Source organism: Pseudomonas sp. BN607, assembly GCF_029871175.1.
Classification (GTDB): Bacteria; Pseudomonadota; Gammaproteobacteria; order Pseudomonadales; family Pseudomonadaceae; genus Aquipseudomonas.
The window spans coordinates 51,255-77,625 of the sequence record NZ_SSOE01000056.1 but is presented as its reverse complement, the minus strand read 5'-3'; the positions used below and the strand labels follow the sequence as shown (position 1 = coordinate 77,625).

Genomic DNA, 26,371 nt, shown 5'->3' with positions numbered 1-26,371 from the left:
GGCAAATCACTGTCGCGAATCGTGGGCCTGATGTCGGTGGATTCACGCGGCGAAGCACGCTGGCGGGGGGGAAGGGCTGGGCGCATAGTCACAGTCACGCAACATTCCACCACAACAAGGCAGAGGCGGCCATGACCAAGACCCTGCATCACCGTGCCTGTCACCTGTGCGAAGCAATCTGCGGGCTGAACATCGAAGTCAGTCACCAAAGCGACGGGCGGGCGCTGATCAGCTCGATCAAGGGCGACCCCCAGGACCCGTTCAGCCGTGGCCACATCTGCCCCAAGGCCGTGGCCTTGCAGGACATCCAGTACGACCCTGACCGGTTGCGCCAGCCACACAAGCGCGTTGGCGAGCATTGGCAGGCCATCGGCTGGGACGAGGCGTTCGCCCTGGCCGCCGACAAGTTGTGGGCGGTCCAGCAAGCCCACGGGCGCAATGCCGTGGCGGTGTATCAGGGTAACCCTAGCGTGCACAACTATGGCTTGATGACCCATAGCAACTACTTCCTTGGGCTGCTGAAAACCCGCAACCGCTTCTCGGCCACCTCGGTGGACCAGCTGCCACAACACCTGGTCAGCCACCTGATGTATGGCCATGGCCTGTTACTGCCGATCCCGGACATCGACCATACCGACTTCATGTTGATACTGGGAGGCAACCCGCTGGCCTCCAATGGCAGCATCATGACTGTGCCCGATGTGGAAAAGCGCCTGAAGGCCCTGCGTGCACGGGGTGGGCGGCTGGTGGTGGTTGACCCGCGGCGCAGCGAAACGGCGGCCATGGCTGACAGCCACCTGTTTATCCGCCCCGGTGGTGATGCGGCCTTGCTGTGCGGCGTGCTCAACACCCTGTTCGAAGAGGGCCTGGCACGCGGTTCCCACTTGCCGGTCAGCGGCCTGCAGCAAGTGCGCGAGGCCATTGCGCCCTTCGGCGCCGAGGCCATGAGCGCACACTGCGGCGTTGCTGCTGCGGACATACGCCAGCTGGCGCGGGACTTCGCCGCTGCCGACCGGGCGGTGTGCTACGGCCGCATGGGCGTCTCGACCCAGGCCTTCGGCACGCTGTGCCATTGGCTGGTGCAACTGATAAACCTGGTCACCGGCAACCTCGACCGTGAGGGCGGAGTGCTATGCACCGAGCCCGCCGTCGACCTGGTGGCAAGCACCTCGGGTGGCCATTTCAACGCTTGGCAGAGCCGCGTGTCAGGTTTGCCCGAATACGGCGGCGAGCTGCCCGTGGCGGCGCTGGCCGAAGAAATGCTCACTGCAGGTGAAGGGCAGGTGCGCGCCCTGGTGACGGTGGCTGGCAACCCGGTGCTGTCAACGCCCAATGGCCGTCAGCTGGATACGGCGCTAGAGGGGCTTGAGTTCATGCTCAGCATCGACCTCTACATCAACGAAACTACTCGCCATGCCGACCTCATCCTGCCCTCTACCTCGGCGCTAGAAAACGACCACTACGACAGCACGTTCAACTTGCTGGCCGTGCGCAACGTCACCCGCTTCAACCGGGCGGTTCTGGCCAAGCCGGACGGCGCCCTGCACGACTGGGAGATCTTTGTCGGCCTGGCTCAGGCGTTTGCCAGGCGTGCCGGGCTGGAGCTGAAGCCGACCTGGGCGCCGGCGCAGATGATCGACCTGGCGCTGCGCAAAGGGCGCTACGGTGAAGCAACGCCTTGGCAGCTATCGTTGGCCACGCTGGATGAGCACCCCCATGGCATCGACCTCGGGCCATTGCGCGCCAGCCTCGCGGGGCGTCTGGCAACCGCCAGCAAGGCTGTCGAAGCTGCGCCTCAGGTGCTGTTGGATGACTTGCAGCGCCTGGCCCAACAGGCGCCACCGGCGCCGGGCGAACTGCTGCTGATCGGTCGGCGCCACGTCCGCAGCAACAACTCGTGGATGCACAACTTCCATCGCCTGGTGAAAGGCAAGCCTCGCCATCAGTTGTTGATGCACCCTCAAGACTTGCAGCTGCGGCGCCTTCAGGATGGCCAGCGGGTACGCATCCGCTCACGCACCGGCAGCCTGGAAGTCGAAGTGCAGGCCAGCGAGGACATGATGCCGGGCGTGGTCAGCCTGCCCCATGGCTTCGGTCATGGTCGCCAGGGCGTGCACATGCAGATTGCCCGGGCGCAACCTGGGGTAAGTGCCAATGACCTGACCGACGAGCGCCTGCGCGACCCGGTTTCCGGTAACGCTGCACTCAATGGCGTACCCGTGCAGGTGGAGGCCGCTTGAGGGACGGCAAGGCCGAGCACACGGGTCGGCTTTCCGATACAATGCCTCACCGTGCCGACGACCGCGTCGGAAAGTTCAGCTGAGGTGCTAGATGGATATCATCGATACGATCAAAGAGCAGATTGCCAACAACACCATTCTGCTTTACATGAAAGGCTCGCCGAATGCCCCGCAGTGCGGGTTCTCGGCCAAGGCATCCCAGGCTGTGATGGGCTGTGGCGAAAAGTTCGCCTACGTCGACATCCTGCAGAACCCGGAGATCCGCGCCAACCTGCCAAAGTACGCCAACTGGCCGACCTTCCCGCAGCTGTGGGTAGCCGGTGAGCTGGTCGGCGGCAGCGACATCATGCTGGAAATGTTCGAGACCGGCGAGCTGCAGACCCTGATCAAGGACGCTGCTGCCAAGGCCAAGGCCTCCGAAGCCTGATTTTCGGCAAGCATAAAAAAACCCGCGTGATGCGGGTTTTTTTATGAGGCGGATATTTACTCTTCGCCCATCTGCGACTGCAGGTAGTTCTCGATACCGATCTTGTCGATCAGCCCCAGTTGGGTTTCCAGCCAGTCGATATGTTCTTCCTCGGCTTCGAGGATGTCTTCGAGCATGTCACGCGAGCCAAAGTCGCCAGCAGTCTCGCAGTGGGCGATCGCTGCCTTGAGATCGGCCAGGCCTTTCTTCTCGAGTTTCAGGTCGCACTCGAGCATTTCCTTGGTGTGCTCACCGATCAGCAGCTTGCCCAGGTCCTGTACGTTGGGAATGCCTTCGAGGAAGAGAATACGCTTGATCAATTTGTCAGCGTGCTTCATCTCGTCGATCGATTCCTTGTACTCGTGCTTGCCGAGCTTGTTCAGGCCCCAATCTTCATACATGCGGGCGTGCAGGAAGTACTGGTTGATCGCGACCAGCTCGTTTCCGAGGATCTTGTTGAGATGCTGGATGACGCTTACGTCGCCTTTCATGTGGGTTCCTGCCCTGTTGAAGTGTGCCAATACAGAGAAGTCTGAGCCCGATACTAAGGTGTGTCAAACCTAAGTTGTTGAATAATAAGTGAAAATTAATAGGAATAAGAATGTTTGTGAACCGCGTTGGAACGCTAACTTATTGAATTTTGGCATAAAAAAACCGGACGCTTGGTCCGGTTCTTTGAAATCTGGCTTTTCAGGCGGCGGTAAATTCTACCGGGTAGGGCAGGGCTGCCTGGCTGACCTGAAGCTCGGTCAGGGTCTCACGGACTACTTCCTTGGCCAGGCAGGCGCATTTGCCACACTGGCTGGCGACATTGGTCGCGGCTCGCACTTCCTTGTAACTGCAGCATCCTTCATAGATCGCATCGCGGATCTGTCCGTCGGTAACGCCGACACAAAGACACACATACATAAGGGCTGACCATCGCTGGTTGAGTCGATGGGTTGGAGCTTAATGTTAATGAGAATGCTTGTCAAAGGGCTTTCTGAAAGGGCCGTGCTTGAGCGACCGGCGGTTGCCTGATCGTTGGATTCGGCCTGTCACCAGAAGCCGTGTATGATGGTCGGCCTTTGTTGGATGTCGGGCAAGCCCGTCTGGCCCGGCAAACGGTTTTTCACCCTCATCAGGAGATTACAATGAGCGTACTCGTTGGTAAGAAAGCCCCCGATTTCACCGTTCCGGCCGTGCTGGGCAATGGCGAGATCGTTGACAGCTTCAACCTGGCTTCGGCCATCAAGGGCAAGTACGGCCTGGTGTTCTTCTACCCGCTGGACTTCACCTTCGTCTGCCCGTCCGAGCTGATCGCCCTGGACAACCGCATCCCTGACTTCCAGGCGCGCAACGTGGAAGTGATCGGCGTGTCGATCGACTCGCACTTCACCCACAACGCCTGGCGTAACACCCCGGTCAACAACGGCGGCATCGGCCAGGTGAAGTACACCCTGGCTGCCGACATGACCCACGAAATCTGCAAGGCGTACGACGTAGAGTCCGAAGGCGGCGTGGCCTTCCGTGGCGCCTTCCTGATCGACACCAACGGTGTTGTCCGTTCGCAGATCATCAACGACCTGCCACTGGGCCGTAACATGGACGAGCTGCTGCGCTTGGTCGACGCCCTGCAATTCCACGAAGAGCACGGCGAAGTCTGCCCTGCCAACTGGAAAAAAGGCGACAAAGGCATGAACGCTTCGCCAGAAGGCGTTGCTGCCTACCTGAGCGAGAACGCCGGCAAGCTGTAATTGCTGCGTGCATGAAAAAACCGGCCCTGGTGGCCGGTTTTTTTGTGCCTGGCTTTGGGGCGTACGAAGCGGCCCCAGAACCCTGACTCAGTCGTTGAAGTCGCGCCAGCCGCCCATTTCTTTCCAGCGGTTGACGATGCCGCAGAACAGCTCGGCCGTCTTCTCGGTATCGTAACGCGCTGAGTGCGCCTCACGCCCGTCGAAGTCGATGTCGGCGCTCTGGCAGGCCCGCGCCAGCACGGTCTGGCCGTATGCCAGGCCGGCGAGGGTAGCGGTGTCGAAGCTGGAGAACGGGTGGAACGGGTTGCGCTTCAGGTCATTGCGCGCCACTGCCGCATTGAGGAAGCCCAGGTCGAAGCTGCTGTTATGACCGACCAGGATCGCCCGCTTGCAGCCATTGGCCTTGAGCGCCTTGCGCACACCGCGGAAGATATCGGTCAGCGCGCTTTCCTCGCTGACGGCCATGCGCAGCGGGTGGTCCAGCTTGATCCCGGTGAACTCCAGCGCCGCTTGCTCGATGTTGGCGCCCTCGAACGGCTCCACGCGGTGGAAGTAGGTGTGTTCGGGGAACAGGAAGCCTTTCTCGTCCATGCCGATGGTAACGGCGGCAATTTCCAGCAATGCATCGGTAGCGCTGTTGAAACCACCGGTTTCCACATCCACCACTACCGGCAGGTAGCCGCGGAAGCGCTCGGCCATGGGGTGGCGCGAACCGCTGCTGCCCTGGGTGTCCAGGTCGTCTTCGTAGAGGTCTTCGCTCACGCGTTTTCCTCCAGCAGGCGCCAGCGCAGTTTTTCACCGGCGCGCAGTGGCACTATGGTCTGCTCGCCAAATGGCAGGTTGTCCGGGGCAGTCCATTCTTCGCGGACCAGGGTAATGGTGTCGGTGTTTGCTGGCAGGCCATAGAAGGCCGGGCCGTGCAGGCTGGCAAAGCCTTCCAGCTTGTCCAGCGCGTTACGCTGCTCGAACGCTTCGGCGTACATCTCGATGGCCGCGTAGGCGGTGTAGCAACCGGCACAGCCGCAGGCGGCCTCCTTGGCGTGACGAGCGTGTGGAGCCGAGTCGGTGCCCAGGAAGAACTTCGGGTTACCGCTGGTGGCCGCATCCAGCAGCGCCACCTGGTGGGTGTTGCGCTTGAGGATCGGCAGGCAGTAGAAATGCGGGCGAATGCCGCCAACCAGCATGTGGTTGCGGTTGTACAGCAGGTGCTGGGCGGTGATGGTCGCGCCGACGTTGGCCGGGGCCTCGGTGACGAACTGCGCGGCGTCGCTGGTGGTGATGTGTTCGAACACCACCTTCAGCGTCGGGAAGCGCTCGACCAGACGGCGCATGTGCTCGTCGATGAAGCGCTTTTCGCGGTCGAACACGTCGATCTCGCTGCGGGTGACTTCGCCATGCACCAGCAGCGGCATGCCCACTTCCGCCAGTGCCTCTATGGCCGGGAAGATATTGTCGATGCTGGTCACGCCGGAATCGGAGTTGGTGGTGGCGCCGGCCGGGTACAACTTGGCGGCGTACACGAAACCGCTGGCCTTGGCCGCGCGGATGTCCTCGGGGCTGGTGAGGTCGGTGAGGTACAGCACCATCAGCGGCTCGAAGCGGCTGCCAGCCGGGCGGGCAGCCAGAATGCGCTGACGGTACTCATCGGCCTGCTGGGCATTACGCACCGGAGGAACCAGGTTGGGCATGATGATGGCACGGGCGAAGGTACGCGCCACATCGCCAACGGTGTGGGGCAGGACGGCACCATCGCGCAGATGGATGTGCCAGTCGTCGGGGCGCAGGAGGGTCAGGCGATCGGACATTGGGGATTCCAGGCGGGTCGAACTCAAGCCCCAATCCTACCGGAAAACCCCGGGGCGAGCACGGCTATCAAGTTTTCCGGACAGCGTCCGATAGCCTGCAGGTAAGCCGTCAGAATTTGTGGAGCCGCCCGTGCGCCAGCGTTACCTAGCCCTCTTGACCCTGTTCGCCAGCCTGCCGGCCGGCGCACTGACTTTCCAGACGCGCATGGAGAACATTGCCTGGAAGGTCGAGGGTGACCAGTTCGAGTGTCGCCTGATCCAGCCGATCGACGGTTTTGGCAGTGGTGAATTCGTGCGCCGAGCGGGCGAGCAGCCCGTGTTCCAGCTGCGCTCGGACAGCAACGTGCTGGGGGCCGGCAACGCCAGTTTGCTGGCGGCAGCGGCGCCCTGGCAACCGGGGCGGGGCGATATCAACCTGGGTAATGTGCGCCTGGCCCGCACGGGTGTGCTGTTCAGCTCGTCCCAGGGCCAGGCCAGCCGCCTGATCAATGGCTTGCTTGATGGGCGCAGCACGGTGGTGCGCAATTACACTGCAGAGGCGGGCAGGCCGATGGAAGTGCGGGTGCTGCCGGTCAGCTTCGCCAAGGCTTACAACGACTACCAGGTATGTGCCGGCAAGCTGCTGCCGATGAATTACGATCAGGTGCGCCAGACCCAAGTCGGTTTCCCGGGGGGCGGTATCGAGCTGGATGAGGCGGCCAAGGCTCGGCTGGACGTGATCCTCGACTACATGAAAGCCGACCCGACGGTAAATCATGTCGAGCTCAACGGCCACTCCGACAATAGCGGTAACCGCCTGACCAACCGCGACCTGTCGCGCCGCCGGGCATTGGCAGTGGCCGACTACCTGAAGGCCCATGGGGTGGCGGAAGAGCAGATTACCGTGCGCTTCCATGGCGAGCGTTATCCGCTGGCGAAGAACAACAGTGCGGCGAATCGAGCGCGGAATCGGCGGGTGAATATCGAGCTGGATCGGGTGGCGGTGGTTGAGAAACCGGTGGAAAAGCCGGCAGGGCAAGTGGCGCCGGTCGCTGCGCCAGCACCGGCGGCGGCGAACCCGGCTACCGCCGTGCCCGGTGCGAAGGTGCCGTGAAGCCATCAGTCTGCGGCCAGGTCCTACCGCAAAAGATATCCGTCGCGCCTGCGAAAGTTCTTGTCGCTTTGTCGTCAGAAGCTGTCGCCCCACTGTAAATTTATCCGCAACGCCGTTAGAATCGACCCCTTTCCGTACAACCCCGTGGAGTGATGGCATGGCGGACGTAAAAAAGGTCGTACTGGCGTATTCCGGCGGCCTTGATACTTCGGTGATTCTCAAGTGGCTGCAGGATACCTACAACTGCGAAGTGGTGACCTTCACCGCTGACCTGGGTCAGGGCGAAGAGGTCGAACCGGCCCGTGCCAAGGCTCAGGCAATGGGTGTAAAAGAGATCTACATCGACGACCTGCGCGAAGAGTTCGTGCGTGATTTCGTGTTCCCGATGTTCCGCGCCAACACCGTCTACGAAGGCGAGTACCTGCTGGGTACTTCCATCGCCCGTCCGCTGATCGCCAAGCGCCTGATCGAAATCGCCAACGAAACCGGCGCTGACGCCATTTCCCATGGCGCCACCGGCAAAGGCAACGACCAGGTACGTTTCGAGCTGGGCGCGTATGCGCTGAAGCCAGGCGTGAAGGTCATTGCTCCATGGCGCGAGTGGGACCTGCTGTCCCGCGAGAAGCTGATGGACTACGCCGAGAAGCACGGCATCCCGATCGAGCGTCACGGCAAGAAGAAGTCGCCGTACTCGATGGACGCCAACCTGCTGCACATCTCCTACGAGGGCGGTGTCCTGGAAGATACCTGGACCGAGCACGAAGAAGACATGTGGCGCTGGAGTGTCTCGCCTGAGAACGCACCGGACCAGGCCACTTACCTCGAGCTGACCTACCGCAACGGTGACATCGTTGCCATCGACGGCGTCGAGAAGTCCCCGGCCACCGTCCTGGCCGACCTGAACCGCATCGGCGGTGCCAACGGCATCGGCCGCCTGGACATCGTGGAAAACCGCTACGTCGGCATGAAGTCGCGCGGCTGCTACGAAACCCCTGGCGGCACCATCATGCTCAAGGCCCACCGTGCCATCGAGTCGATCACCCTGGACCGCGAAGTCGCTCACCTGAAAGACGAGCTGATGCCGAAGTACGCCAGCCTGATCTACACCGGCTACTGGTGGAGCCCGGAGCGTGTGATGCTGCAGCAGATGATCGACGCTTCGCAGGTCAACGTGAACGGCGTGGTACGCCTGAAGCTGTACAAGGGCAACGTGACCGTGGTTGGCCGCAAGTCGGACGATTCGCTGTTCGATGCCAACATCGCGACCTTCGAAGAAGATGGCGGCGCCTACAACCAGGCTGACGCTGCCGGCTTCATCAAGCTCAACGCCCTGCGCATGCGCATTGCTGCCAACAAGGGCCGTTCGCTGCTCTGATAGCTGGCTTGTGCAACGAAAGCCCTGGCTCATGCCAGGGTTTTTTTTGCCTGCGGAAAACCAGTGCGTTCAACAGTGGTGTTGAGCGATATCGCGATCAAGTGCACTGATCGACAGCTGTGCACATTGACGTTTATCCAGGTTGCAAAAGCGCCAGGTGCGCGTTGGTCCAGGCGGTTGGGCAAGGGCATGGAGGAGTTGCCGCTCCATCATGCGCTGGGCCTCGGGCCCGGAGAACATGAAGGTGAGCGGTTCGTCCGCCAATACCTCTGGGGCATCATTGGCCACTGCGGCTGTAGCCTCGCTGTTCGGTGATGGCGTACTGTCGTGTGTCGTTCGTGCAGCGGGCGAGTTGTAGAACGACTTGGAATTGAAGTTCAGTGTCAGGAAAAACAGTGCCGTCAGAAAGAACGGAAAGCCCACTAAAAACCAGGTGTAGAGATTTTGGCTGGACTCGCTGAGAAACGGCAGCGTGGCGAGGGCGGAAGCTTCGATGATCCCCGAGAAGATGGCAATGATCGTCAGCGGGGCGACAGGTTGTGCTTGGGGCATGGGGGGCATCTTCAGCGATTTTGTCCATCTTTACCTGACGGCCGCGATCAACTAAAGACTGGAGTGCTTTCCGGGTGAGGCGTAAATGGCCACACGCAATGCTTTGTTGGTTATTCACCGTGCTCGAATTGAATGTTTCTTCAAGCTGCAGCGCGTTTTCGGCTGACGCCTATTAACCGTGGGTTAATACGGTGAATTTCGGTAATAAGGACTTTGCTTGTTACAACCATAGTCGTGATGTGTAGGAAATTTCTGTAAGTGTTGTGAGTTTATTCTGCCCTTGTGTTTCCTCGGCAAATCGCCGCGCCAGCAGGCGTCCCGTCGGTTATGGTGACATGCCAGAGCAACAACAATGAATGAATGGATGTCGCATGAATAAAGTGCTTATCGTGGATGATCATCCGGTCATACGCCTTGCCGTACGCATGCTGATGGAACGGCATGGGTATGAAGTCGTGGCAGAGACCGACAATGGAGTGGCTGCGCTGCAGCTGACACGGCAACACCGGCCGGATATTGTGGTGCTGGATATCGGTATCCCGAAACTCGATGGCCTGGAGGTGATCGCCCGCATGGCGACATCGAGCCCGGGCAGCAAGGTATTGGTTTTGACATCGCAGGCGCCGGGCAACTTTTCAATGCGCTGCATGCAGGCGGGGGCGGCAGGTTACGTGTGCAAGCAGCAGGAGCTCACCGAGCTGCTAAGTGCCATCAAGGCGGTGTTGTCGGGTTACAGCTACTTCCCCAACCAGGCCATGCACGCTTCACGTGGCAGGGCGGCGGCCAGCGAGACCGACATGGTCAACCGCCTTTCGGCGCGTGAAATGACGGTGCTGCAGCAGCTTGCGCGAGGGCGTTCGAACAAGGAAATTGCCGACAGCATGTACCTCAGCAACAAGACGGTCAGCACCTACAAGTCGCGCTTGTTGCTGAAGCTCAATGCGCGCTCGCTGGTCGACCTGATCGAGCTGGCACAACGTCAGGGTCTGAACTGACCGCCTGGCCTTGAAGCCTCCAGCCAGGAGGCTTTGCCAGGGGCACCGGTGGGCTACAGATCGTAGTCGAAATCGGCCAGCTGCTTTTGCAGGCGCCGCTCTTCCAGCATGTTGTCAATGGTACGGCGCTTGCTCAGGTTGGTCTTTGCGGTTTCCACCTGCGGTTCCGCGTCATCGTCTGCGGCAACAAAATCATCTTCGATCGACAGGTCGTCTTTATCGGCACTCATGAGTCGCTCCAAGCCAAGGGGCCATTGGCCGTCCTTATAACCAGAAAGCAGACGCTGGTAAAAAAGATTTTTTCAATCGTGGTGATGGGTTTTCAGCTATCGCCTCAATCGTCAGAGGTTTTGTGCTTGTACTCGCACAGGTCTTCGATCCTGCAGCTGCCGCATCTTGGCTTGCGCGCCTGGCATACATAGCGCCCGTGCAGAATGAGCCAGTGGTGGGCGTCGAGCAGGTAATCCTTGGGTACGAATTTGACCAGCTTCTTTTCCACTTCCAGCACCGTCTTGCCTGGCGCGATACCTGTGCGGTTACTGACGCGGAATATGTGGGTGTCCACCGCCATGGTCGGTTGGCGGAATGCTGTGTTCAGCACCACGTTGGCGGTCTTGCGGCCAACACCGGGCAGCGCCTCCAGGGCTTCGCGGGTTTCAGGTACCTGGCTGGCGTGGCGCTCGATCAGCAGCCGGCAGGCCTCGATGACGTTCTTGGCCTTGCTGTTGTACAGCCCGATGGTCTTGATGTATTCGCTAAGGCCTTCAACCCCGAGGGCATAGATGGCCTCGGGGGTATTGGCGACGGGGAACAGGCGGGCAGTGGCCTTGTTGACGCCGACGTCGGTGGATTGCGCGGACAATGTCACCGCTACCAGCAGTTCGAACGGGGTGGTGTAGGCCAGTTCTGTCTTTGGGTCGGGGTTGTCTTCGTGCAGCCTGCGAAAAATCTCCAGGCGTTTGGCGGCATTCATGAAATCAGAGCTTTCCTTGACGGCGGGAATGGGCGGAGCCCGGACGCAGACGATTGTACAAGGCCAGCAGCAGTCCGAGCAGTAGCAGCGCACCTGGGGCCAGGGTGGCCAGGTGCAGGTTGGCAAATTCGGCCAGCCATTGGCGAATGGCGCCGAGCAGCAGGCAAACGGCGAATACAGCGCCGAGGTTGCTGGCAAGCAGTCGCCAGCGCCCCTCTTCGGGAAGCAGGTGGTCGCTGGCCAGGCATAGCAGGCACAGCAATTGTGGATAGTAGCCAAGAGCAAGTGCCATTGGCAGCGACCAGGCACGCAGGGCCATCTGCAGGCAACTGGCCAAGGCTGCCAGCAGCAGCAGGCTGGCCACGACATAGGCGCAATTCGCCAGGCGCTGGCGCAGGGGGGCCAGCAACAGTTGGTGCAGGCCGCCCATCACGATTGCGCACAAGCCAATGGCGGCGCCTTCGCGCAGGGTCCGGGTGGCGCCCAGCAGGGGCACCAGGCTTACCCCCAGTAGATACAGCCTATTCATGCCCGTTTTCCTTCAGTAGAACGCTGCGCTGCTCATCGAAATAGCCAAGCGCCTCCTGCAGTGCAGTGATGACTGCGCGTGAGGTCACGGTTGCGCCCGCCAACTGGTCAAAGTCGCCTTGGTCCCGTTTCAGCGCCCAATGATCGCCCAGATCGCGGTTGGCAAACTGCTCCAGCCAGTGCAGCTTCGGGTCGCCCAGGCGCGCACCCAGGCCAGGGGTTTCCTGCTGTTCAACCACCTGGCTGCTGATCAACCGGCCGTTTATGGCAATGGCCACGCTCAGCACGATCGGCCCGGCATAGCCCTGGGTCTGGGTGATCAGGATAATGGCAGTTGGCTTACCCGCCTGTGTCGCTCGGTAAGCCGCCAGGATTCGGCTGTTGGGCCGCTGGGCGGCGGGCGTGGGCAGTGGATTGTCCAAAGGCTGGTTGTCATGAATACCTGCTGGCAGTACGGCCAGCCGCTGGCGGTTTTGCAGCTGCTTCTCGGCATTGGCGATGGCCGGGCTGGTCCACTGCCGCCAGGCCAGGGTGGCAGACACCGCCAATGCGCACGTCAGTAACAGCAAGCCTGCGTCTCGTGCCAGGCGTTTCATCGGCCGGCCTGCTGATGCCGCATGGCCAGGCGGTCGAGCGTCGGTGACATCAGGTTCATCAGCAAAATGGCGAACGCCGTGCCATCCGGGTAGCTGCCCCATGTGCGAATCAGGTAGATCAGCAGCCCTGCACCCAGGCCGAAGCCAAGCCTGGCCCACGCGTTCTTGGGGCCGGACACCGGCTCGGTCGCAATGAAGAACGCCGCCAGCATGGTCGAGCCCGAGAACAGGTGCAGCAACGGCGAGCCGTTGGAGTCCGAACCGGAACCGTTCCAGCCCAGCAGGCTGAACACCAACAGCCCTGCCAGCAGACCGAGTGGCGCATGCCAGCTGATCACTTTGCGCTGCAGCAGGAACAGGCCGCCGAGCAGGAAGGCCAGGTTCACCCATTCACTGCCTCTGCCGCCAATAGCGCCGAACCCCGGATGGGTGGCAAACAGCTCTTCGATGGTGAGGCTGCGATTGTGGCGCAGCCCGTCGAGAATGGTCGGCCGGGCCCACGCGTCGATCTGTTCGCCACCGGCATGCAATTGCTGCAGGCTGTCGACCAGGCCAGGTGCTGGCCCAGGCCAGTGGTTCATCTGCAGCGGGAAGCTCAGCAACACGAAGGCATAACCAACCATGGCCGGGTTGTACAGGTTACGCCCCACGCCACCGAAGGCCTGCTTGCCGATGCCGATGGCAACGCATGTGGCTACTACCGGCAACCACCATGGCGCCAGGGTCGGCAGCGCGGCCGCCAGCAATACGGCAGTCACCAGTGCGCTGCCGTCATTCAGCGCTGCAGTGCACGGCTGGCCACGGAGCTTCAGCAGCGCGGCTTCACTCAAGAGTGCGGCGCAGGCACACAGCAACAGGTTCAGCAGCATACCCCAGCCGTGCAGCCACAGCAGCGCCAGCAGGCCGGGCAAACAGGCCAGCAAAACCAGGCCCATGGTCGCGCGCAGTCGTGGGTCGGGTGGGCTAGTCATTGAGCGAACATGCCGTTGAAGCCGGAAAAGGCCATGGCCATTACGCCAGCGCCGATCAATTCAAGGGGCAGGCCGCGCAGTACGCCGGGGATATCGGCGTGCTCGGTGCGTTGGCGCAGGTCGGCGAACAGGGCCAGGGCCAGCCAGAAACCTGCGCCCGCCAGCACGCCTTGCAACAGTGCGGCAAGGCAGGGGCTGCTGTCGCCGGTCTGTTGCAGGGCAAGCCCCAGGACTACGGCATTGCTCGACAGCAGCGCTGGCAACGCCGCAACGGGCCAGGCCGGGCGCAACTTGGCCAGCAGCCGTGGCAGGCCCCAGGCGAGCAGCGCTAGCCATGGCAGAAGCAGGAACAGTGCAAGGTCGAGGGCGTGCAGCGGAGCCAGTATCCCGCGCACCAGCACTTGCGCACCGATCACGCCCAGGGCAATGCACAGGGCGCAGGCCAGGCCGTGCACATGCAGATGCAGCCGGGAAACGGGCTGTGGTGGTTGGCACAGGTGATTGACCAGCGCAGCGCTGATCAGGACCAGGAGGAAATCGCTCATGAGAAAACGATAGCCGGGAATCGGGGGGGATGGTCCGGTGATTGGCGCCGAAGCCTTGGGGCCGCTTTGCGGCCCTGTCTCAACACAAGGCCGCCCCCACAGGTGTGCGCTTGCACCCGGCAGGACCGGCGTTGCGATGGGCTGCGAAGCAGCCCTCGGCAAGGTTGCTTACTTGATGCGCTGCCCTGGCTTGGCGCCGCTGTCCGGGCTCAGCAGGTAGATTTCTTCGCCGCCAGGGCCCGCCGCCATGACCATGCCTTCGGATACGCCAAAGCGCATTTTGCGTGGTTTGAGGTTGGCCACCATCATGGTCAGGCGACCTTCCAGCTTGGACGGGTCGGGGTAAGCCGACTTGATACCGGAGAATACGTTGCGGCGCTCGTCACCAATGTCCAGGGTCAGTTGCAGCAGTTTGTCGGCACCCGGTACAGCCTCGGCCTTGACGATCAGCGCTACGCGCAGGTCGACCGCGGCGAAGGTGTCGAACTCGATTTCTGCGGACAGCGGGTCCTTGGTCAGCTCGCCGTTGCCTGCCGGGGCTTTGGCTTCGGCTGCCAGCAGGTCTTCCTTGCTGGCCGCGACCATGGCTTCCACCTTGGCCGGCTCGATGCGGCTCATCAGCGCCTTGAACGGGTTCAACGGGTGGTTTTCCAGGCGCGACAAGTGGTCGTTCCAGGTCAGCGGGGCCACGTTGAGGAAAGCTTCGGCGTCGGCCGCCAGCAGGGGCAACACTGGCTTGAGGAAGATCACCAGCTGGCGGAACAGGTTGATGCCCTGGGCGCAGATGGCCTGCACTTCATCCTGCTTGCCTTCCTGCTTGGCCAACGACCAGGGCGCTTTGTCGGCGATCCACGCGTTGGCACGGTCGGCCAGCGCCATGATCTCGCGCATGGCACGGCCGAAGTCGCGGCCTTCGTAAGCTTCAGCGATGGAGGGGGCCGCTGCCAGGAAGGCCTCGGTCAGCTCAGGGGCAGCATCACCGCTGACCATGACACCGTCGTTGCCCTTGTGGATGAAGCCGGCGCAGCGGCTGGCGATGTTGACCACCTTGCCAACCAGGTCGGAGTTGACCTTCTGCACGAAGTCTTCAAGGTTCAGGTCGAGGTCATCGACGCCGCGACCCAGCTTGGCTGCGTAGTAGTAGCGCAGGTATTCCGGCTGCAGGTGATCGAGGTAGGTGCGGGCCTTGATGAAGGTGCCGCGCGACTTGGACATCTTGGCGCCGTTGACGGTCAGGTAGCCGTGCACGTTGACTGCGGTCGGCTTGCGGAAGCCGGCGCCTTCGAGCATGGCTGGCCAGAACAGGGCGTGGAAGTTGACGATGTCCTTGCCGATGAAGTGATACAGCTCGGCCTTCGAGTCTTGATTCCAGAACGCGTCGAAGTCCAGTTCCGGGCGGCGGGCGCAAAGGTTCTTGAAGCTGGCCATGTAGCCGATCGGTGCATCCAGCCACACGTAGAAGTACTTGCCTGGCTCGCCCGGGATTTCAAAGCCGAAGTACGGTGCATCGCGGGAAATGTCCCATTCCTGCAGGCCGGAGTCCAGCCATTCGGCCAGCTTGTTGGCGACCGCGTCCTGCAGGGTGCCGCTACGGGTCCATTGCTGCAGCATGGCCTGGAAGTCTGGCAACTTGAAGAAGAAGTGCTGGGAGTCGCGCAGTACCGGGGTGGCACCGGAGATCGCCGACTTGGGGTTCTTCAGCTCGGTTGGCGCGTAGGTGGCGCCGCACTTTTCGCAGTTGTCGCCGTACTGGTCTTCGGCCGCACACTTGGGGCAAGTGCCCTTGATGAAGCGGTCAGCGAGGAACATGCCCTTTTCCGGGTCGAAATACTGCGTCACCGAACGGGTAGCGATGTGGCCGGCATCACGCAGGCGCGAGTAGATCAGGCTGGACAGCTCGCGGTTTTCTTCACTGTGGGTGGAGTGGAAGTTGTCGAAGTCCACCAGGAAGTCGGCGAAGTCGCTGCTATGCTCGGCCTGGACATTGGCAATCAGTTGCTCCGGGGTGATGCCTTCCTTTTCGGCGCGCAGCATGATGGCCGAGCCGTGGGCGTCGTCGGCGCAGACATAGATGCACTGGTTGCCGCGCAGTTTCTGGAAGCGCACCCACATGTCCGTCTGGATGTACTCCAGCATATGGCCGAGATGGATCGATCCATTGGCATAGGGCAGGGCGCTGGTAACGAGAATCTGACGTGGCTCGGACATGGTGGCTCGGCTACTTATCTGGCTCGGGGTAAAAATGAGGGTGATCGGCCACTATAAAGGGCTGGCGAAGATATTTCACCCCGCAAGCGCATCTGCTGACGATTGACGGGTTAGGATAGGCGCCTGTTTTACATTCAGTTTGCCAATGGGAGTCTCCATGAGTGCCGTCACCCGTGCCGCCGTCGAAGGCGTGCTTCGCCAGTACACCGACCCCTACCTGAACCAGGACCCGGTCAGCGCCGGTTGCGTGCGCGCCATCGATATCCAGGGCGGGCAGGTCCGCGTGCAGTTGCAGTTGGGGTATGCCGCAGGGCTGTTCAAGAACGGCTGGGCGCAGGTACTGCAGACTGCCATCGGCAACCTGGAGGGCGTCAGCGGCGCCGAGGTGTCGATCGACTGCGTAGTGGCTGCGCACAAGGCCCAGGCCCAGGTGCCGGCCATGGCCAACGTCAAGAACATTATCGCCGTGGCCTCGGGCAAGGGCGGGGTGGGCAAGTCGACCACCGCGGCCAACCTGGCCTTGGCCCTCGCCCGCGAAGGTGCACGGGTGGGTATTCTCGATGCCGACATCTACGGCCCAAGTCAGGGCGTGATGTTCGGTATCGCTGAAGGCACCCGGCCACAGATCCGTGAGCAAAAGTGGTTCGTGCCGATCAAGGCCCATGGTGTAGAAGTCATGTCCATGGCATTCCTCACTGACGACAATACGCCGATGGTCTGGCGTGGGCCCATGGTTTCGGGCGCGCTGCTGCAGTTGGTCACCCAGACTGCCTGGGACGACCTGGATTACCTGGTGATCGACATGCCGCCAGGTACCGGTGACATCCAGCTGACCCTGGCGCAGAAGGTACCGGTCGCCGGTTCGGTGATCGTGACCACGCCGCAGGACCTGGCCTTGCTGGATGCCAAGAAGGGCGTGGAAATGTTCCGCAAGGTCAACATCCCGGTGCTGGGCGTGGTCGAAAACATGGCCGTGCACATTTGTTCGAACTGCGGCCATGCCGAGCACCTCTTCGGCGAAGGTGGTGGCGAGAAGCTGGCCAGCCAGTATGGTGTCGACCTGCTGGCGTCGCTGCCATTGTCGATGCTGATTCGCGAGCAGGCTGACAGCGGCAAGCCGACGGCGGTTGCCGAACCGGAAAGCCAGATCGCCATGGTTTACCAGGAGCTGGCCCGCCAGGTGGGGGCGCGGATCGTGCTGCAGGAAGCTGCGGCGCCGGCGATGCCGAGCATTACCATCACCGAAGACTGACGCATTTCCTGTGGGAGATTGGCCAGCCGCTTGGGCACCGGCTTTGCCGGTGTTCGCGGGCCCGCTCCCACAGGGGCCCGGCAAAATGAGTCAGTCATGTTTTGTGCTATGGGAGCGGCTTTGCATGCAGGGCCTTTCACAGGCATAAAAAAACCCGCCAGAAGGCGGGTTTTTTTGAAAGCTAGGAAGCGAGATCGACTTAGGCGATCTGAACTTCTTCAGCCTGCATGCCTTTCTGGCCGCGGGTAGCGACGAAAGTAACAGCCTGGCCTTCTTTCAGGGTTTTGAAGCCGTCAGCTTGGATGGCTTTGAAGTGCACGAACAGGTCGTCGCCCGACTGAGGGGTGATGAAGCCGTAGCCTTTCTCATCGTTGAACCACTTAACAACACCGGATTGACGGTTGGACATTTTTCTGTCTCCTTGGACAATTTGATAACGGTCAGGAAAAACCCTGCCCGGGACTGAGCGCAAAGAGAGCAGAAAATTCAGCGATGGGCCGATCAGGATCGTGCATCAAACTAGAGATTCTCGGTGTCACGTGCAGCACAGTGGCGTCACCTTACCCCACTTTCCGCAACCTGCCAATGGTCTGAAGGCGCTTTACGCAAATTCGGATCGACGGCGGCTACAACCCCCGCCCGGCGCGGGATGCGGCAGGGAACTTTAACCTGGGCGCCGGGACCGGTAAGATGCGCGTCACGATTTTCACCACGCAACTCTTCAGGACACCCCCGCCATGAGCATCAAATCGGACAAGTGGATTCGCCGCATGGCGCAGGAACACGGCATGATCGAGCCGTTCGTCGAGCGCCAGGTGCGCGGCGAGCAGGACAGCCGGGTCATCTCCTTCGGCGTTTCCAGCTACGGCTACGACGTGCGCTGCGCAGACGAATTCAAGGTGTTCACCAACATCAATTCCGCCACCGTCGACCCGAAAAACTTCGATGCCGGCAGCTTTGTCGACATCAAGAGTGACGTGTGCATCATTCCGCCAAACTCGTTCGCCCTGGCCCGCACCGTCGAGTACTTCCGCATCCCGCGTGACGTGCTGACCATCTGCTTGGGCAAGAGCACCTACGCCCGCTGCGGCATCATCGTCAACGTCACCCCGCTCGAGCCCGAGTGGGAAGGCCACGTGACGCTGGAGTTCTCCAACACCACCACGCTGCCGGCGAAGATCTACGCCAACGAAGGTGTGGCACAGATGCTGTTCCTGCAGTCCGACGAAGAATGCGAAGTGTCGTACAAGGACCGTGGTGGCAAATACCAGGGCCAGCGCGGCGTCACCCTGCCGCGTACCTGAGCCGACAAGCGCGGGGAATTACCCGCGCCTTTGGCACTCCAACCTGATAATGCTGCTGCGCATGATGTGTAGCGGCTCACGTCAGGAGCAGCCAATGAAACTCCACCCCGCAATCAGTGCCAAGCTGGCAGGCCTGCAGCCCAATCACGTCGGGTTGTTGCCCTGGTCACTACTGGCGCACCCGCTGCCGATGCAGGCGGGGGGCGTGCCCCACCAGCCTGATCCCGATACCCCGCAACCTGCGGAGCCTGGTGAATCTCCCCCCATGGAGCCCGGCGAACCGACCTTGCCAGACGAGCCACCTCCAGCACCGGTGGCCTGAGCGCCGCTACAGTGGCCAGACGCGGCCGGCGCCGGCCAGGTAAACCTGGCTGGTGCTGGCAGGAGTGACCTCCCAGCCACCTGTGAATTCACCGAATGCCGGTAGCAGGCTGACCTGCGCATCGATCAGGAAGCACGGCAGGCGCAGGCGTTGACGGGCCTTGCCGCGCAAGACGAAGACCGGGTGCACGTGGCCTGCCAGTACCGGGTGTGTCGGGTGGGCCTTGGGTTCATGTTGCAGCGCAAAGGGGCCCAGAATCCACGGTTCGTCCTGCACTTCGATATTCAACGAAGCAGGCGGATCGCCGGCGTTGCGATCATGATTGCCGCGAATTAGCACGATTTTCAGGTCCTGATGCCGTTCTCGCCAGGCATACAGGCGCGCTAGCGTTGCGGGTGCCCGGGCTGTGCGCGCATGCAGAAAGTCGCCTAGCACGATCAGTCGTTCGCAGTCATAGGCCTCCAGCAAGGCGTCCAGGCGGGCGAAATTCGCCTCGGTAGTGCCGCGCGGCACAGGTTGGTGCAACGCGCGATAGCTGGCGGCCTTGCCGATATGCACATCGGCAACCAGCAGGGCGCGCTGTGCTGGCCAGTAAATGGACTTGTCCGGGAGCAGCCATAGAAGCTGGCCGCAGTGCTCGATGGCCTGATGGTTCATTGTCCCGCGCCTGCCGCGTGCTCCAGCTCCGCAACCATCCGCGCAATCCGGTCCGCCAGTTTTTCGGTACTCAAAGTTTCGCGCATTCCCTCCACCAACAAGGCGAACGCCAGCGGCCCTGGCCGCTTCAGTGCCTGCAGGTCCAACCGCAACCCATTCATTTTCAGCAGCTGCCGGTGCAACCGTTCAATCTCCAGTTCTTCACTCAATACCTCATCCCGCGCCTGGCCAAGCAGCAGGTTACCCGCATCATGCTTGCGGAACACTTCGTAGAACAGCCCGCTGGACGCCTGGATCTGCCGGGTGCTTTTTTGCGCGGCCGGGTATCCGCCAAACACCAGCCCAGCAATCTGGGCAATTTCGCGAAAGCGCCGTAGCGCCATCTCCCCCGCATTCAGGCTGGCCAGCACATCCTCCAGCAGCTGCTCGGTGCTCAGTGCCTGGGGCAGATGCGTAGCCCAGTCCACATTCCCCGGGCTGAGCAGTTCGAACCCATAGTCATTGACCGCGATCGAAACCGAAAGTGGCTGGGTGCGGCTGACCCGCCAGGCAATCAGGTTGGCCAGGCCCAGGTTGGCCATGCGCCCGGCGAACGGGTACAGGAACAAGTGCCAGCCCTGGCGGGACTTGAAGGTTTCGGCCAACAGCGTCCCGGTTGTGGGCAAGGCTGAGCATTGCGCCTGCAGTGCCAGCAATGGGCGCACTGCGCGCATCTCCGGGCCGTCGAAGCGTTCATGGGCAGCCGCGTCGAGCTGTTCGACCAGCGCATCGGCCAGTTCGCTCGAGAGCGGCATGCGCCCACCGTTCCAACGGGCTACCGCAGCCTTGCGCGCGGTGCTGCGACGCACATAGGCGGTCATGTTCTCAACGCGCACCAGTTCCAGTACCCGCCCGGCAAACACCAGCGTATCGCCGGGCCGCAGGCGGGCGATGAACGCTTCTTCGACACTGCCCAAGGTCTTGCCGCCACCGCCCTTGCTCCAGAATTTCAGTTGCAGGTTGGCATCGCTGACGATGGTACCGATGCCCATGCGGTGGCGACGAGCGAGGCGTTCGCTGGCCACTCGATACACCCCGTCGGCCTGGCGCTCAACGCGCTGGTAGTCGGGGTAGGCGGTAAGTGAACTGCCGCCGTGGCAGACAAAATCCAGTGCCCACTGCCACTGGCTGTCGCGCAACCCGGCAAAAGCCCACGTGCTGCGCACTTCGGCCAATAGTTGCTCGGGGTGAAAGCCACTGCCCAGGGCCATGCTGACCACGTGCTGCACCAGCACGTCCATGCACAGGCGCGGTGAGAAGCGGGCTTCGATGTGCCCGGCGGCCAGTGCCTGCCGGGCCGCCGCCGCCTCGACCAGTTCCAGGCTGTGGGTAGGCACCAGCGTGACTCGCGAGCGCCGCCCAGGCGCGTGCCCCGAGCGCCCCGCCCGTTGCATCAGCCGCGCAATGCCTTTGGCTGAGCCGATCTGCAGCACCCGCTCCACTGGCAGGAAGTCCACGCCCAGGTCCAGGCTGGAGGTGCAGACCACCGCTTTCAGGTTGCCTTGCTTGAGGCTGCGCTCGACCCAATCGCGGGTATCGCGGGCCAGCGAGGCATGGTGCAGGGCAATCAGGCCGGCCCAGTCCGGGCGGGCTTCAAGCAGGGCCTGGTACCACAGCTCGGCCTGGGCTCGGGTATTGGTAAATACCAGGCAACTGGTACTGGCATCGATTTCCTGGCTGACCTGGGCAAGCATCTTCAGCCCCATATGGCCGGCCCAGGGGAAGCGTTCTATCGCCATCGGCAGCAGGGTGTCGACCTGCAATGCCTTGTCTTGTCGCCCCTGTATCAGCTGGCCGCCTTGCGGCAGCAACACATCCAGCGCGTGCTGCAGGTTACCGAGGGTGGCCGAGAGGCCCCAGGTCGTCAGCCCAGGTAGCCATTGGCGCAGGTGGGCAAGGGCCAGTTGCAGTTGCACGCCCCGTTTGTTGCCAAGCAGTTCGTGCCATTCGTCCACCACTACCAGGCGCAGCGTGGCGAAGTCCTCACGGGCCTGGGCCCGGGTCAGCAGCAACGTCAGGCTCTCGGGTGTGGTGACCAACACGCTTGGCAGGCGCCGGCTTTGCCGGGCACGCTCAGCACTCCCGGTGTCGCCGCTGCGCACGCCAACGCTCCAGGGCAGCTCCAGCTCCTCCAGCGGCGCCTGCAAAGCGCGTGCGGTGTCTGCGGCCAGTGCGCGCATGGGGGTAACCCATACCACTTGCAACGGTGCCGGCTGGCGACCCTGGGCTGGGGCCTTGAACGCACGTAGCGCACCGAGCCATACCGCGTAGGTCTTGCCAGCACCGGTACTGGCGTGGAGCAGGCCGGACTCGCCGCGCTCCAGCGCCGCCCATACCCGACGCTGGAATGCGAATGGCTTCCAGCCACGTTTGGCAAACCAGGCATTGGCGAGGTCGGGGGTGGAGGGCATGTGGCGAGTGGTCCTTCGAAGGCTGTGTTTCTACAGACCTCCCGTTGGCGGCAATGGTTTTACCGGATCAATTGCCCAGCAGGTAGCCGCTGCGGCACACCTGCTCGCCGGCCACATGGGCGATGACCATGCCGGCCGTTGCCATGCGCCGTGCGCTGCGGGCATACAGAAGGCCGGGCTGGCTATTGCGTATGGCGGTGACCCGGTCATTGAGCGGGTCGATGACTTCGGCTATCAAATGGCCGGCTTCCAGGTGTTGGCCGGGTTTGGCGTGATACACCAGCAATCCGCCCAGGGGTGTCGCCACTGGTTCCACTGCAGCCAGCGGTGTAGCCGGGCGGTGCAAGGCGGGCAGGGCCCCGCAAGTGCCCTCGATAACGCCTGCATGGGTGAGGAAGTCGAGGATCGCCCGGCAGTCTTTGCTGGCCAGGTCATGGCTTACGTCCGCCTGACCACGCAACTCGACGGTTACCGAGCAGCAGCCCAGCGGAATCGGGAAGCGCTTGCCAAAGCGCTGCTGTAACTGCCACCAGACCAGGCTGAAGCATTCATCGAACGACTGCCCGCCCGAGTCGGTCGCCAGCAGGCTGGCCTGGGCGCCCAGGTAGCGGGCCAGTGGCTCGATCTGCGGCCAGGCGTCTGGCGTGGTGTACAGGTGCTCGACCGCCTCGAAGTCGCAGTGCAGGTCCAGCACCATGTCGGCGTCACAGGCCAGCCGTTGCAGGATCAGGCGCTGGGCCTGCAGGGGGGTGCGCGCAGGGTGCGCATCCAACCCCCTGCGCAGGAATTCGCGGATCAGCGCGACGTTGTGTGCCGGGTCCTGGGTCAGGTGCCCTTCGATCTGGTCGCCGATGCTGTCCGACAGGTCGACGAAGTTGCGATTGAAGTTTTCGCCGCTTTGCAGTTCGAACCGCCCCAGTGGTGCGTCCAGTAGTACCTGCTCCAGGCCGACCGGGTTGGCCACCGGCACCAGGATGATCTCGCGCTGCAGGCGGCCCTGTTGCTCCAGTTCTGCCAATTGGCGCTTCAGGTGCCAGGCCACCAGCATGCCCGGCAGCTCGTCGGCGTGCAGCGAGGCCTGGATATACACCTTGCCGCCACCGCGGGGGCCGAAGTGGAAACTGTGCAGTTGACGGGTGATGCCCGGAACGGGCGAGAGCAGGTCGTGGGTTGAATGGTGCATGGTGGTCCTGGCTGCGTGGCGAAAACGGTCTGCGACACGGGTCGGCATTCAGATAGAAGCACAGTTTCCGGCCTTGCGCCTCCATCGGTGTTTACCTGGCTACCGCGAACCAGCCAGCACGGTCCGGAACGGGTGTCAGGCCAGCAGCCCCTGCAGCGTCGCCAGGTCATCCGCTTCATCCACCGGCTTGTCCAGGCGCCAGCGCAGCATGCGCGGAAAGCGTACGGCGATGCCGCTCTTGTGGCGGCGGGACAGGGCGATGCCTTCGAAGCCCAGCTCGAACACCAGCGTGGGCGTCACGCTGCGCACAGGGCCGAAGGTTTCCACCGTGGTCTTGCGAATGATGGCGTCGACCTTGCGCATTTCTTCATCACTGAGCCCTGAATAGGCCTTGGCAAACGGCACCAGTGCCCGCCCCGGCGAGCCGGCTGGCGCGTCCCACACAGCGAAGGTGTAGTCGCTGTACAGGCTGGCCCGACGGCCGTGCCCGCGCTGGGCATAGATCAGCACGGCATCGATGCTGAACGGGTCGATCTTCCACTTCCACCAGGTGCCCATGTCCTTGGTCCGGCCCACTCCGTAAAGGGCTTCGCGCTGCTTGAGCATCAGGCCCTCGACGCCCAGGCTGCGCGAAAGCTCGCGCTGTCGGGCAAGGTCGGCCCAGTCCTGGCCTTCAAGCAGCGGCGACAGCAGCACCGGTGCAAGCGGGTGTTCATCGACCAGCCGTTGCAGTTGGCTGCGCCGTTCGTGTTGCGCTCGGCTGCGCCAGTCTTCGCCTTGCCACTCCAGCAGGTCGTAGGCCTGCAGCACGACAGGCGCATCGTTCAGCAGCTTCTTGCCCAGCGTTTTGCGCCCGATGCGCTGCTGCAGCAAGGCAAACGGCTGTACGGCCAGTTCATCTCCATTTCCCGGCTTCCAGACCAGAATCTCCCCGTCGAGCACCACGCCGTCCGGGAGCGTCTGCGCCAGGCTGTGCAGTTCGGGGAAACGGTCGGTCACCAGTTCCTCGCCGCGTGACCAGATCCAGATTTGGCCATCGCGCTTGACCACCTGGGCGCGAATACCGTCCCACTTCCACTCGATTTGCCAGGCACTCGGCGGCCCGAGGAAGGCATCGAACTGCTCGACTGGGACTTGCAGCGGATGGGCGAGGAAGAATGGATAGGGCTGGCCACCACGCTGGCTGTGTTCATCGGCGGATTCAGCAGCAATCAGCTTTTGATAGCTGGCGGCCGTAGGGCGATGGCTGATATCGGTGTAGCCGACCAGGCGCTGGGCCACGCGTTTGGCATCCAGCCCGGCCAATTGCGCCAGCGCGCGGGTAACCAGCAACTTGGACACGCCCACGCGAAAACTGCCGGTGATCAGTTTCAGGCAAAGCATCAGGGTGGGGCGTTCGAGTTGCGCCCACAGCGGTGGCAGGCGCTGCCGGACCTGTTCAGGCGGCAGTCCACGCAAGGGCAGCAAGTGTTGTTCAACCCAGGTCGCCAAGCCTTCGTCGCTGCCTTGGGCATGCAGCGGTAGCAGTAGCGATATGGTCTCTGCCAGGTCGCCGACGGCTTGGTAGCTTTCTTCGAACAGCCAGTCCGGCAAGCCGGCCAAGGCCGTTGCCAGTTCGCGCAGAAGACGCGTGGGCACCAGTTGCCGCGGACGCCCGCCGGCCAGGAAGTACACGGCCCAGGCAGCATCTTCGGCGGGCGCTGCCGCGAAGTAGTCGCGCAGAGCCTCGAGCTTGGCGTTGCTGGAGGTGGTCGCGTCCAGGCGCAGGTACAGCATGGCGAAGGCTTTCATGGCGAAAGCCCAGTGTCCGGTGCGTCGTCCTCGTTACCATATTCGGTGACGAAGGCACGGGCATCCAGGCCTTGCTCGTTGAGGTAGCGCACCAGCACGTTGACCGAGCCGTGGGTGACCATAACCCGTTCTGCGCCGGTCTGGCCGATGGCCCAGAGCAGGCCTGGCCAGTCGGCATGGTCGGAAAGCACGAAACCGCGGTCTACGCCCCGGCGTCGGCGTGTCCCACGCAACAGCATCCAGCCGCTGGCGAACGCATCGCTGTAGTCACCAAAACGGCGCATCCAGCTGCTGCCTCCGGCTGATGGCGGAGCCAGGACCAATGCCTGGCGCAGTAGTGGGTCGTTGCGTGGGATGTCGCCGGCATAGCGGGTTTCCGGCAGCCGGACACCGGCCTCGCGGTAGACCCGGTTGAGCGGTTCGACGGCACCATGCACCAGGATCGGGCCGATGCTGGCGTCCAGCCCGTGCAGAATCCGCTGGGCCTTGCCGAAGGCATAGCAGAACAACACGCTGGCCTTGCCTTGCTCGCTATTGGCCCGCCACCAGGTATTGATGCCGGCGAAGATCTCGGCCTGGCTCGGCCAGCGGTAGATCGGCAGGCCGAAGGTCGATTCGGTGATGAAGGTATGGCACGGCACAGGTTCGAAGGGCGTGCAGGTGCCATCGGGCTCGACTTTGTAGTCGCCTGAGGCGACCCAGACTTCGCCCTGATACTCCAGGCGCACTTGCGCCGAGCCCAGCACATGCCCGGCCGGATGCAGGCTCAGTGTCACGCCGTGGTGTAGCAGGCGCTGGCCGTAGGGCAGGGTCTGTAGATCGATGTCCTGGCCCAGGCGGCTGCGCAGGATACCGGCCCCGGGGCTGGCGGTCAGATAATGGCCATTGCCGGTGCGTGCGTGGTCGCCGTGGCCATGAGTGATCACGGCTCGGTCCACGGGCCGCCAGGGGTCGATATAGAAATCCCCAGGCGGGCAGTACAGGCCTTCGGGGCGAGCAATCACGAGGTCCATGGGCGTTTTGCACGGGTTGAGTTACCAGTTAGGAGCCGTGGTGGAGGCAGGAAGTTCGGACGGGCTGGGGTTGGCAGGTGCCGGGCGGGCAACTGGCAGCGCCTGTGAGATCGTGCGCCGCCCGCGCGGCGCTTCGCGGGGCAAGCCCGCTCCCACATTTCGGGTCAGTTAATCCTGTGGCAGATTGGTACGCCCCCTTGGCGCATGGCTCGACATTGAGCGGTCTAACAAGGCGGACAGCGGTGCCCACACAGGAATGATTGGCCCGAAACAGATGTGGGAGCGGGCTTGTCCCGCGAAGCGCCGCGCGGGCGGC

At 62.5% G+C, this 26,371-nt stretch carries 27 protein-coding genes; 9 read left to right on the top strand and 18 right to left on the bottom strand.

Features of this window, described 5'->3' with window-relative positions:
* Positions 1 to 131: 131 nt before the first annotated feature.
* On the top strand, positions 132 to 2,240 hold the full coding sequence (locus E8E68_RS14305; protein ID WP_266028773.1) for a molybdopterin oxidoreductase family protein: 2,109 nt from the start codon (positions 132 to 134) through the stop codon (positions 2,238 to 2,240).
* A gap of 91 nt (positions 2,241 to 2,331) precedes the next feature.
* Entirely contained in the window at positions 2,332 to 2,667 is a 336-nt protein-coding gene (gene grxD / locus E8E68_RS14300) for a Grx4 family monothiol glutaredoxin (protein ID WP_266028772.1), read from the top strand.
* Between the two features lie 56 nt (positions 2,668 to 2,723).
* Here the strand turns inward: grxD and bfr are convergent, their stop codons facing one another.
* The gene (bfr, locus tag E8E68_RS14295) at positions 2,724 to 3,197 is read right to left on the bottom strand and encodes a bacterioferritin (RefSeq protein ID WP_110742790.1); all 474 of its coding nucleotides are present in this window, start codon (positions 3,195 to 3,197) and stop codon (positions 2,724 to 2,726) included.
* Positions 3,198 to 3,396: 199 nt separating this feature from the next.
* Entirely contained in the window at positions 3,397 to 3,615 is a 219-nt protein-coding gene (locus tag E8E68_RS14290) for a bacterioferritin-associated ferredoxin (RefSeq protein WP_016488781.1), read from the bottom strand.
* A 224-nt stretch (positions 3,616 to 3,839) separates the two neighbouring features.
* On the opposite strand from E8E68_RS14290, the gene E8E68_RS14285 reads away from it, so the two are divergent.
* On the top strand, positions 3,840 to 4,442 hold the full coding sequence (locus E8E68_RS14285; RefSeq protein ID WP_012273884.1) for a peroxiredoxin: 603 nt from the start codon (positions 3,840 to 3,842) through the stop codon (positions 4,440 to 4,442).
* A gap of 87 nt (positions 4,443 to 4,529) precedes the next feature.
* Here the strand turns inward: E8E68_RS14285 and rnt are convergent, their stop codons facing one another.
* Both rnt and pyrC read right to left on the bottom strand, forming a co-directional pair.
* Positions 4,530 to 5,204 carry a ribonuclease T gene (gene rnt, locus E8E68_RS14280; RefSeq protein ID WP_110742791.1) on the bottom strand — a complete coding sequence of 225 codons (675 nt, stop codon included), beginning with the start codon at positions 5,202 to 5,204 and terminating at the stop codon, positions 4,530 to 4,532.
* Positions 5,201 to 6,247 (bottom strand): dihydroorotase, encoded by a 1,047-nt coding sequence (pyrC, locus tag E8E68_RS14275; RefSeq protein WP_280342365.1) that lies wholly within the window; start codon positions 6,245 to 6,247, stop codon positions 5,201 to 5,203. The genes rnt and pyrC overlap by 4 nt, the downstream gene beginning before the upstream one ends.
* A 130-nt stretch (positions 6,248 to 6,377) precedes the next feature.
* Here pyrC and E8E68_RS14270 point away from each other — a divergent pair, with 130 nt between their 5' ends.
* Both E8E68_RS14270 and E8E68_RS14265 read left to right on the top strand, forming a co-directional pair.
* Complete coding sequence (locus E8E68_RS14270; protein ID WP_110742795.1) at positions 6,378 to 7,340, top strand: OmpA family protein; 963 nt, start codon at positions 6,378 to 6,380, stop codon at positions 7,338 to 7,340.
* A 157-nt stretch (positions 7,341 to 7,497) separates the two neighbouring features.
* A complete protein-coding gene (locus E8E68_RS14265; protein ID WP_110742796.1) occupies positions 7,498 to 8,715 on the top strand; it encodes an argininosuccinate synthase in 1,218 nt (405 codons plus the stop codon).
* A 69-nt stretch (positions 8,716 to 8,784) separates the two neighbouring features.
* Here the strand turns inward: E8E68_RS14265 and E8E68_RS14260 are convergent, their stop codons facing one another.
* Positions 8,785 to 9,267 carry a hypothetical protein gene (locus E8E68_RS14260; RefSeq protein ID WP_266028769.1) on the bottom strand — a complete coding sequence of 161 codons (483 nt, stop codon included), beginning with the start codon at positions 9,265 to 9,267 and terminating at the stop codon, positions 8,785 to 8,787.
* A 371-nt stretch (positions 9,268 to 9,638) separates the two neighbouring features.
* Between E8E68_RS14260 and E8E68_RS14255 the strand changes: the two genes are divergently transcribed.
* Positions 9,639 to 10,262: a response regulator transcription factor gene (locus tag E8E68_RS14255; RefSeq protein ID WP_266028768.1), complete on the top strand. Its 624-nt coding sequence runs from the start codon at positions 9,639 to 9,641 to the stop codon at positions 10,260 to 10,262.
* A 53-nt stretch (positions 10,263 to 10,315) separates the two neighbouring features.
* Here E8E68_RS14255 and E8E68_RS14250 read toward each other — a convergent pair whose 3' ends face one another.
* The 7 genes from E8E68_RS14250 to metG all read right to left on the bottom strand — a co-directional run bounded on the left by E8E68_RS14250 (position 10,316) and on the right by metG (position 16,083).
* A complete protein-coding gene (locus E8E68_RS14250; protein ID WP_177410695.1) occupies positions 10,316 to 10,492 on the bottom strand; it encodes a hypothetical protein in 177 nt (58 codons plus the stop codon).
* A 104-nt stretch (positions 10,493 to 10,596) separates the two neighbouring features.
* On the bottom strand, positions 10,597 to 11,235 hold the full coding sequence (gene nth / locus E8E68_RS14245; RefSeq protein WP_266028767.1) for an endonuclease III: 639 nt from the start codon (positions 11,233 to 11,235) through the stop codon (positions 10,597 to 10,599).
* A 4-nt stretch (positions 11,236 to 11,239) separates the two neighbouring features.
* Positions 11,240 to 11,764 (bottom strand): Rnf-Nqr domain containing protein, encoded by a 525-nt coding sequence (locus E8E68_RS14240; protein WP_266028766.1) that lies wholly within the window; start codon positions 11,762 to 11,764, stop codon positions 11,240 to 11,242.
* Positions 11,757 to 12,359, bottom strand: coding sequence for an RnfABCDGE type electron transport complex subunit G (locus tag E8E68_RS14235; protein WP_266028765.1), 603 nt, complete (start codon positions 12,357 to 12,359; stop codon positions 11,757 to 11,759). Before E8E68_RS14235 ends, E8E68_RS14240 begins: the two co-directional genes overlap by 8 nt.
* Positions 12,356 to 13,330, bottom strand: a complete 975-nt coding sequence (locus E8E68_RS14230) for an RnfABCDGE type electron transport complex subunit D (protein WP_280342355.1) — start codon at positions 13,328 to 13,330, stop codon at positions 12,356 to 12,358. Before E8E68_RS14230 ends, E8E68_RS14235 begins: the two co-directional genes overlap by 4 nt.
* The gene (locus tag E8E68_RS14225; protein WP_280342352.1) at positions 13,327 to 13,875 is read right to left on the bottom strand and encodes an Rnf-Nqr domain containing protein; all 549 of its coding nucleotides are present in this window, start codon (positions 13,873 to 13,875) and stop codon (positions 13,327 to 13,329) included. Before E8E68_RS14225 ends, E8E68_RS14230 begins: the two co-directional genes overlap by 4 nt.
* A gap of 168 nt (positions 13,876 to 14,043) precedes the next feature.
* The gene (gene metG, locus E8E68_RS14220) at positions 14,044 to 16,083 is read right to left on the bottom strand and encodes a methionine--tRNA ligase (protein WP_266028761.1); all 2,040 of its coding nucleotides are present in this window, start codon (positions 16,081 to 16,083) and stop codon (positions 14,044 to 14,046) included.
* A gap of 157 nt (positions 16,084 to 16,240) precedes the next feature.
* On the opposite strand from metG, the gene apbC reads away from it, so the two are divergent.
* The gene (apbC, locus tag E8E68_RS14215) at positions 16,241 to 17,335 is read left to right on the top strand and encodes an iron-sulfur cluster carrier protein ApbC (protein WP_110742810.1); all 1,095 of its coding nucleotides are present in this window, start codon (positions 16,241 to 16,243) and stop codon (positions 17,333 to 17,335) included.
* A 199-nt stretch (positions 17,336 to 17,534) separates the two neighbouring features.
* Here apbC and E8E68_RS14210 read toward each other — a convergent pair whose 3' ends face one another.
* Positions 17,535 to 17,744 (bottom strand): cold-shock protein, encoded by a 210-nt coding sequence (locus E8E68_RS14210; protein WP_003254922.1) that lies wholly within the window; start codon positions 17,742 to 17,744, stop codon positions 17,535 to 17,537.
* A gap of 328 nt (positions 17,745 to 18,072) precedes the next feature.
* On the opposite strand from E8E68_RS14210, the gene dcd reads away from it, so the two are divergent.
* Together dcd and E8E68_RS14200 are read left to right on the top strand one after the other, a co-directional pair.
* Entirely contained in the window at positions 18,073 to 18,639 is a 567-nt protein-coding gene (gene dcd, locus E8E68_RS14205; protein ID WP_003258001.1) for a dCTP deaminase, read from the top strand.
* A gap of 94 nt (positions 18,640 to 18,733) precedes the next feature.
* Complete coding sequence (locus tag E8E68_RS14200) at positions 18,734 to 18,961, top strand: hypothetical protein (protein WP_110742812.1); 228 nt, start codon at positions 18,734 to 18,736, stop codon at positions 18,959 to 18,961.
* A 6-nt stretch (positions 18,962 to 18,967) separates the two neighbouring features.
* On the opposite strand, the gene pdeM is transcribed toward E8E68_RS14200, so the two are convergent.
* The 5 genes from pdeM to E8E68_RS14175 form a co-directional block, all read right to left on the bottom strand.
* Positions 18,968 to 19,618 (bottom strand): ligase-associated DNA damage response endonuclease PdeM, encoded by a 651-nt coding sequence (gene pdeM / locus E8E68_RS14195; RefSeq protein ID WP_266028760.1) that lies wholly within the window; start codon positions 19,616 to 19,618, stop codon positions 18,968 to 18,970.
* Positions 19,615 to 22,068, bottom strand: coding sequence for a ligase-associated DNA damage response DEXH box helicase (locus E8E68_RS14190; RefSeq protein ID WP_280342346.1), 2,454 nt, complete (start codon positions 22,066 to 22,068; stop codon positions 19,615 to 19,617). The genes pdeM and E8E68_RS14190 overlap by 4 nt, the downstream gene beginning before the upstream one ends.
* A 67-nt stretch (positions 22,069 to 22,135) precedes the next feature.
* Complete coding sequence (locus E8E68_RS14185) at positions 22,136 to 23,251, bottom strand: M14 family metallopeptidase (RefSeq protein WP_280342344.1); 1,116 nt, start codon at positions 23,249 to 23,251, stop codon at positions 22,136 to 22,138.
* Between the two features lie 135 nt (positions 23,252 to 23,386).
* On the bottom strand, positions 23,387 to 25,042 hold the full coding sequence (locus tag E8E68_RS14180; protein ID WP_280342342.1) for an ATP-dependent DNA ligase: 1,656 nt from the start codon (positions 25,040 to 25,042) through the stop codon (positions 23,387 to 23,389).
* Positions 25,039 to 26,055 carry a ligase-associated DNA damage response exonuclease gene (locus E8E68_RS14175; RefSeq protein WP_110742821.1) on the bottom strand — a complete coding sequence of 339 codons (1,017 nt, stop codon included), beginning with the start codon at positions 26,053 to 26,055 and terminating at the stop codon, positions 25,039 to 25,041. The genes E8E68_RS14180 and E8E68_RS14175 overlap by 4 nt, the downstream gene beginning before the upstream one ends.
* Between the last annotated feature and the right edge of the window lie 316 nt (positions 26,056 to 26,371).

Coding starts and splice junctions, on each gene's coding strand:
- E8E68_RS14305 (WP_266028773.1), top strand. CDS start 132: ATGACCAAGACCCTGCATCACCGTGCCTGTCACCTGTGCGAAGCAATC.
- grxD (WP_266028772.1), top strand. CDS start 2,332: ATGGATATCATCGATACGATCAAAGAGCAGATTGCCAACAACACCATT.
- bfr (WP_110742790.1), bottom strand. CDS start 3,197: ATGAAAGGCGACGTAAGCGTCATCCAGCATCTCAACAAGATCCTCGGA.
- E8E68_RS14290 (WP_016488781.1), bottom strand. CDS start 3,615: ATGTATGTGTGTCTTTGTGTCGGCGTTACCGACGGACAGATCCGCGAT.
- E8E68_RS14285 (WP_012273884.1), top strand. CDS start 3,840: ATGAGCGTACTCGTTGGTAAGAAAGCCCCCGATTTCACCGTTCCGGCC.
- pyrC (WP_280342365.1), bottom strand. CDS start 6,247: ATGTCCGATCGCCTGACCCTCCTGCGCCCCGACGACTGGCACATCCAT.
- E8E68_RS14265 (WP_110742796.1), top strand. CDS start 7,498: ATGGCGGACGTAAAAAAGGTCGTACTGGCGTATTCCGGCGGCCTTGAT.
- E8E68_RS14260 (WP_266028769.1), bottom strand. CDS start 9,267: ATGCCCCAAGCACAACCTGTCGCCCCGCTGACGATCATTGCCATCTTC.
- E8E68_RS14255 (WP_266028768.1), top strand. CDS start 9,639: ATGAATAAAGTGCTTATCGTGGATGATCATCCGGTCATACGCCTTGCC.
- E8E68_RS14250 (WP_177410695.1), bottom strand. CDS start 10,492: ATGAGTGCCGATAAAGACGACCTGTCGATCGAAGATGATTTTGTTGCC.
- nth (WP_266028767.1), bottom strand. CDS start 11,235: ATGAATGCCGCCAAACGCCTGGAGATTTTTCGCAGGCTGCACGAAGAC.
- E8E68_RS14240 (WP_266028766.1), bottom strand. CDS start 11,764: ATGAATAGGCTGTATCTACTGGGGGTAAGCCTGGTGCCCCTGCTGGGC.
- E8E68_RS14235 (WP_266028765.1), bottom strand. CDS start 12,359: ATGAAACGCCTGGCACGAGACGCAGGCTTGCTGTTACTGACGTGCGCA.
- E8E68_RS14230 (WP_280342355.1), bottom strand. CDS start 13,330: ATGACTAGCCCACCCGACCCACGACTGCGCGCGACCATGGGCCTGGTT.
- E8E68_RS14225 (WP_280342352.1), bottom strand. CDS start 13,875: ATGAGCGATTTCCTCCTGGTCCTGATCAGCGCTGCGCTGGTCAATCAC.
- metG (WP_266028761.1), bottom strand. CDS start 16,083: ATGTCCGAGCCACGTCAGATTCTCGTTACCAGCGCCCTGCCCTATGCC.
- apbC (WP_110742810.1), top strand. CDS start 16,241: ATGAGTGCCGTCACCCGTGCCGCCGTCGAAGGCGTGCTTCGCCAGTAC.
- E8E68_RS14210 (WP_003254922.1), bottom strand. CDS start 17,744: ATGTCCAACCGTCAATCCGGTGTTGTTAAGTGGTTCAACGATGAGAAA.
- dcd (WP_003258001.1), top strand. CDS start 18,073: ATGAGCATCAAATCGGACAAGTGGATTCGCCGCATGGCGCAGGAACAC.
- E8E68_RS14200 (WP_110742812.1), top strand. CDS start 18,734: ATGAAACTCCACCCCGCAATCAGTGCCAAGCTGGCAGGCCTGCAGCCC.
- pdeM (WP_266028760.1), bottom strand. CDS start 19,618: ATGAACCATCAGGCCATCGAGCACTGCGGCCAGCTTCTATGGCTGCTC.
- E8E68_RS14190 (WP_280342346.1), bottom strand. CDS start 22,068: ATGCCCTCCACCCCCGACCTCGCCAATGCCTGGTTTGCCAAACGTGGC.
- E8E68_RS14185 (WP_280342344.1), bottom strand. CDS start 23,251: ATGCACCATTCAACCCACGACCTGCTCTCGCCCGTTCCGGGCATCACC.
- E8E68_RS14180 (WP_280342342.1), bottom strand. CDS start 25,042: ATGAAAGCCTTCGCCATGCTGTACCTGCGCCTGGACGCGACCACCTCC.
- E8E68_RS14175 (WP_110742821.1), bottom strand. CDS start 26,055: ATGGACCTCGTGATTGCTCGCCCCGAAGGCCTGTACTGCCCGCCTGGG.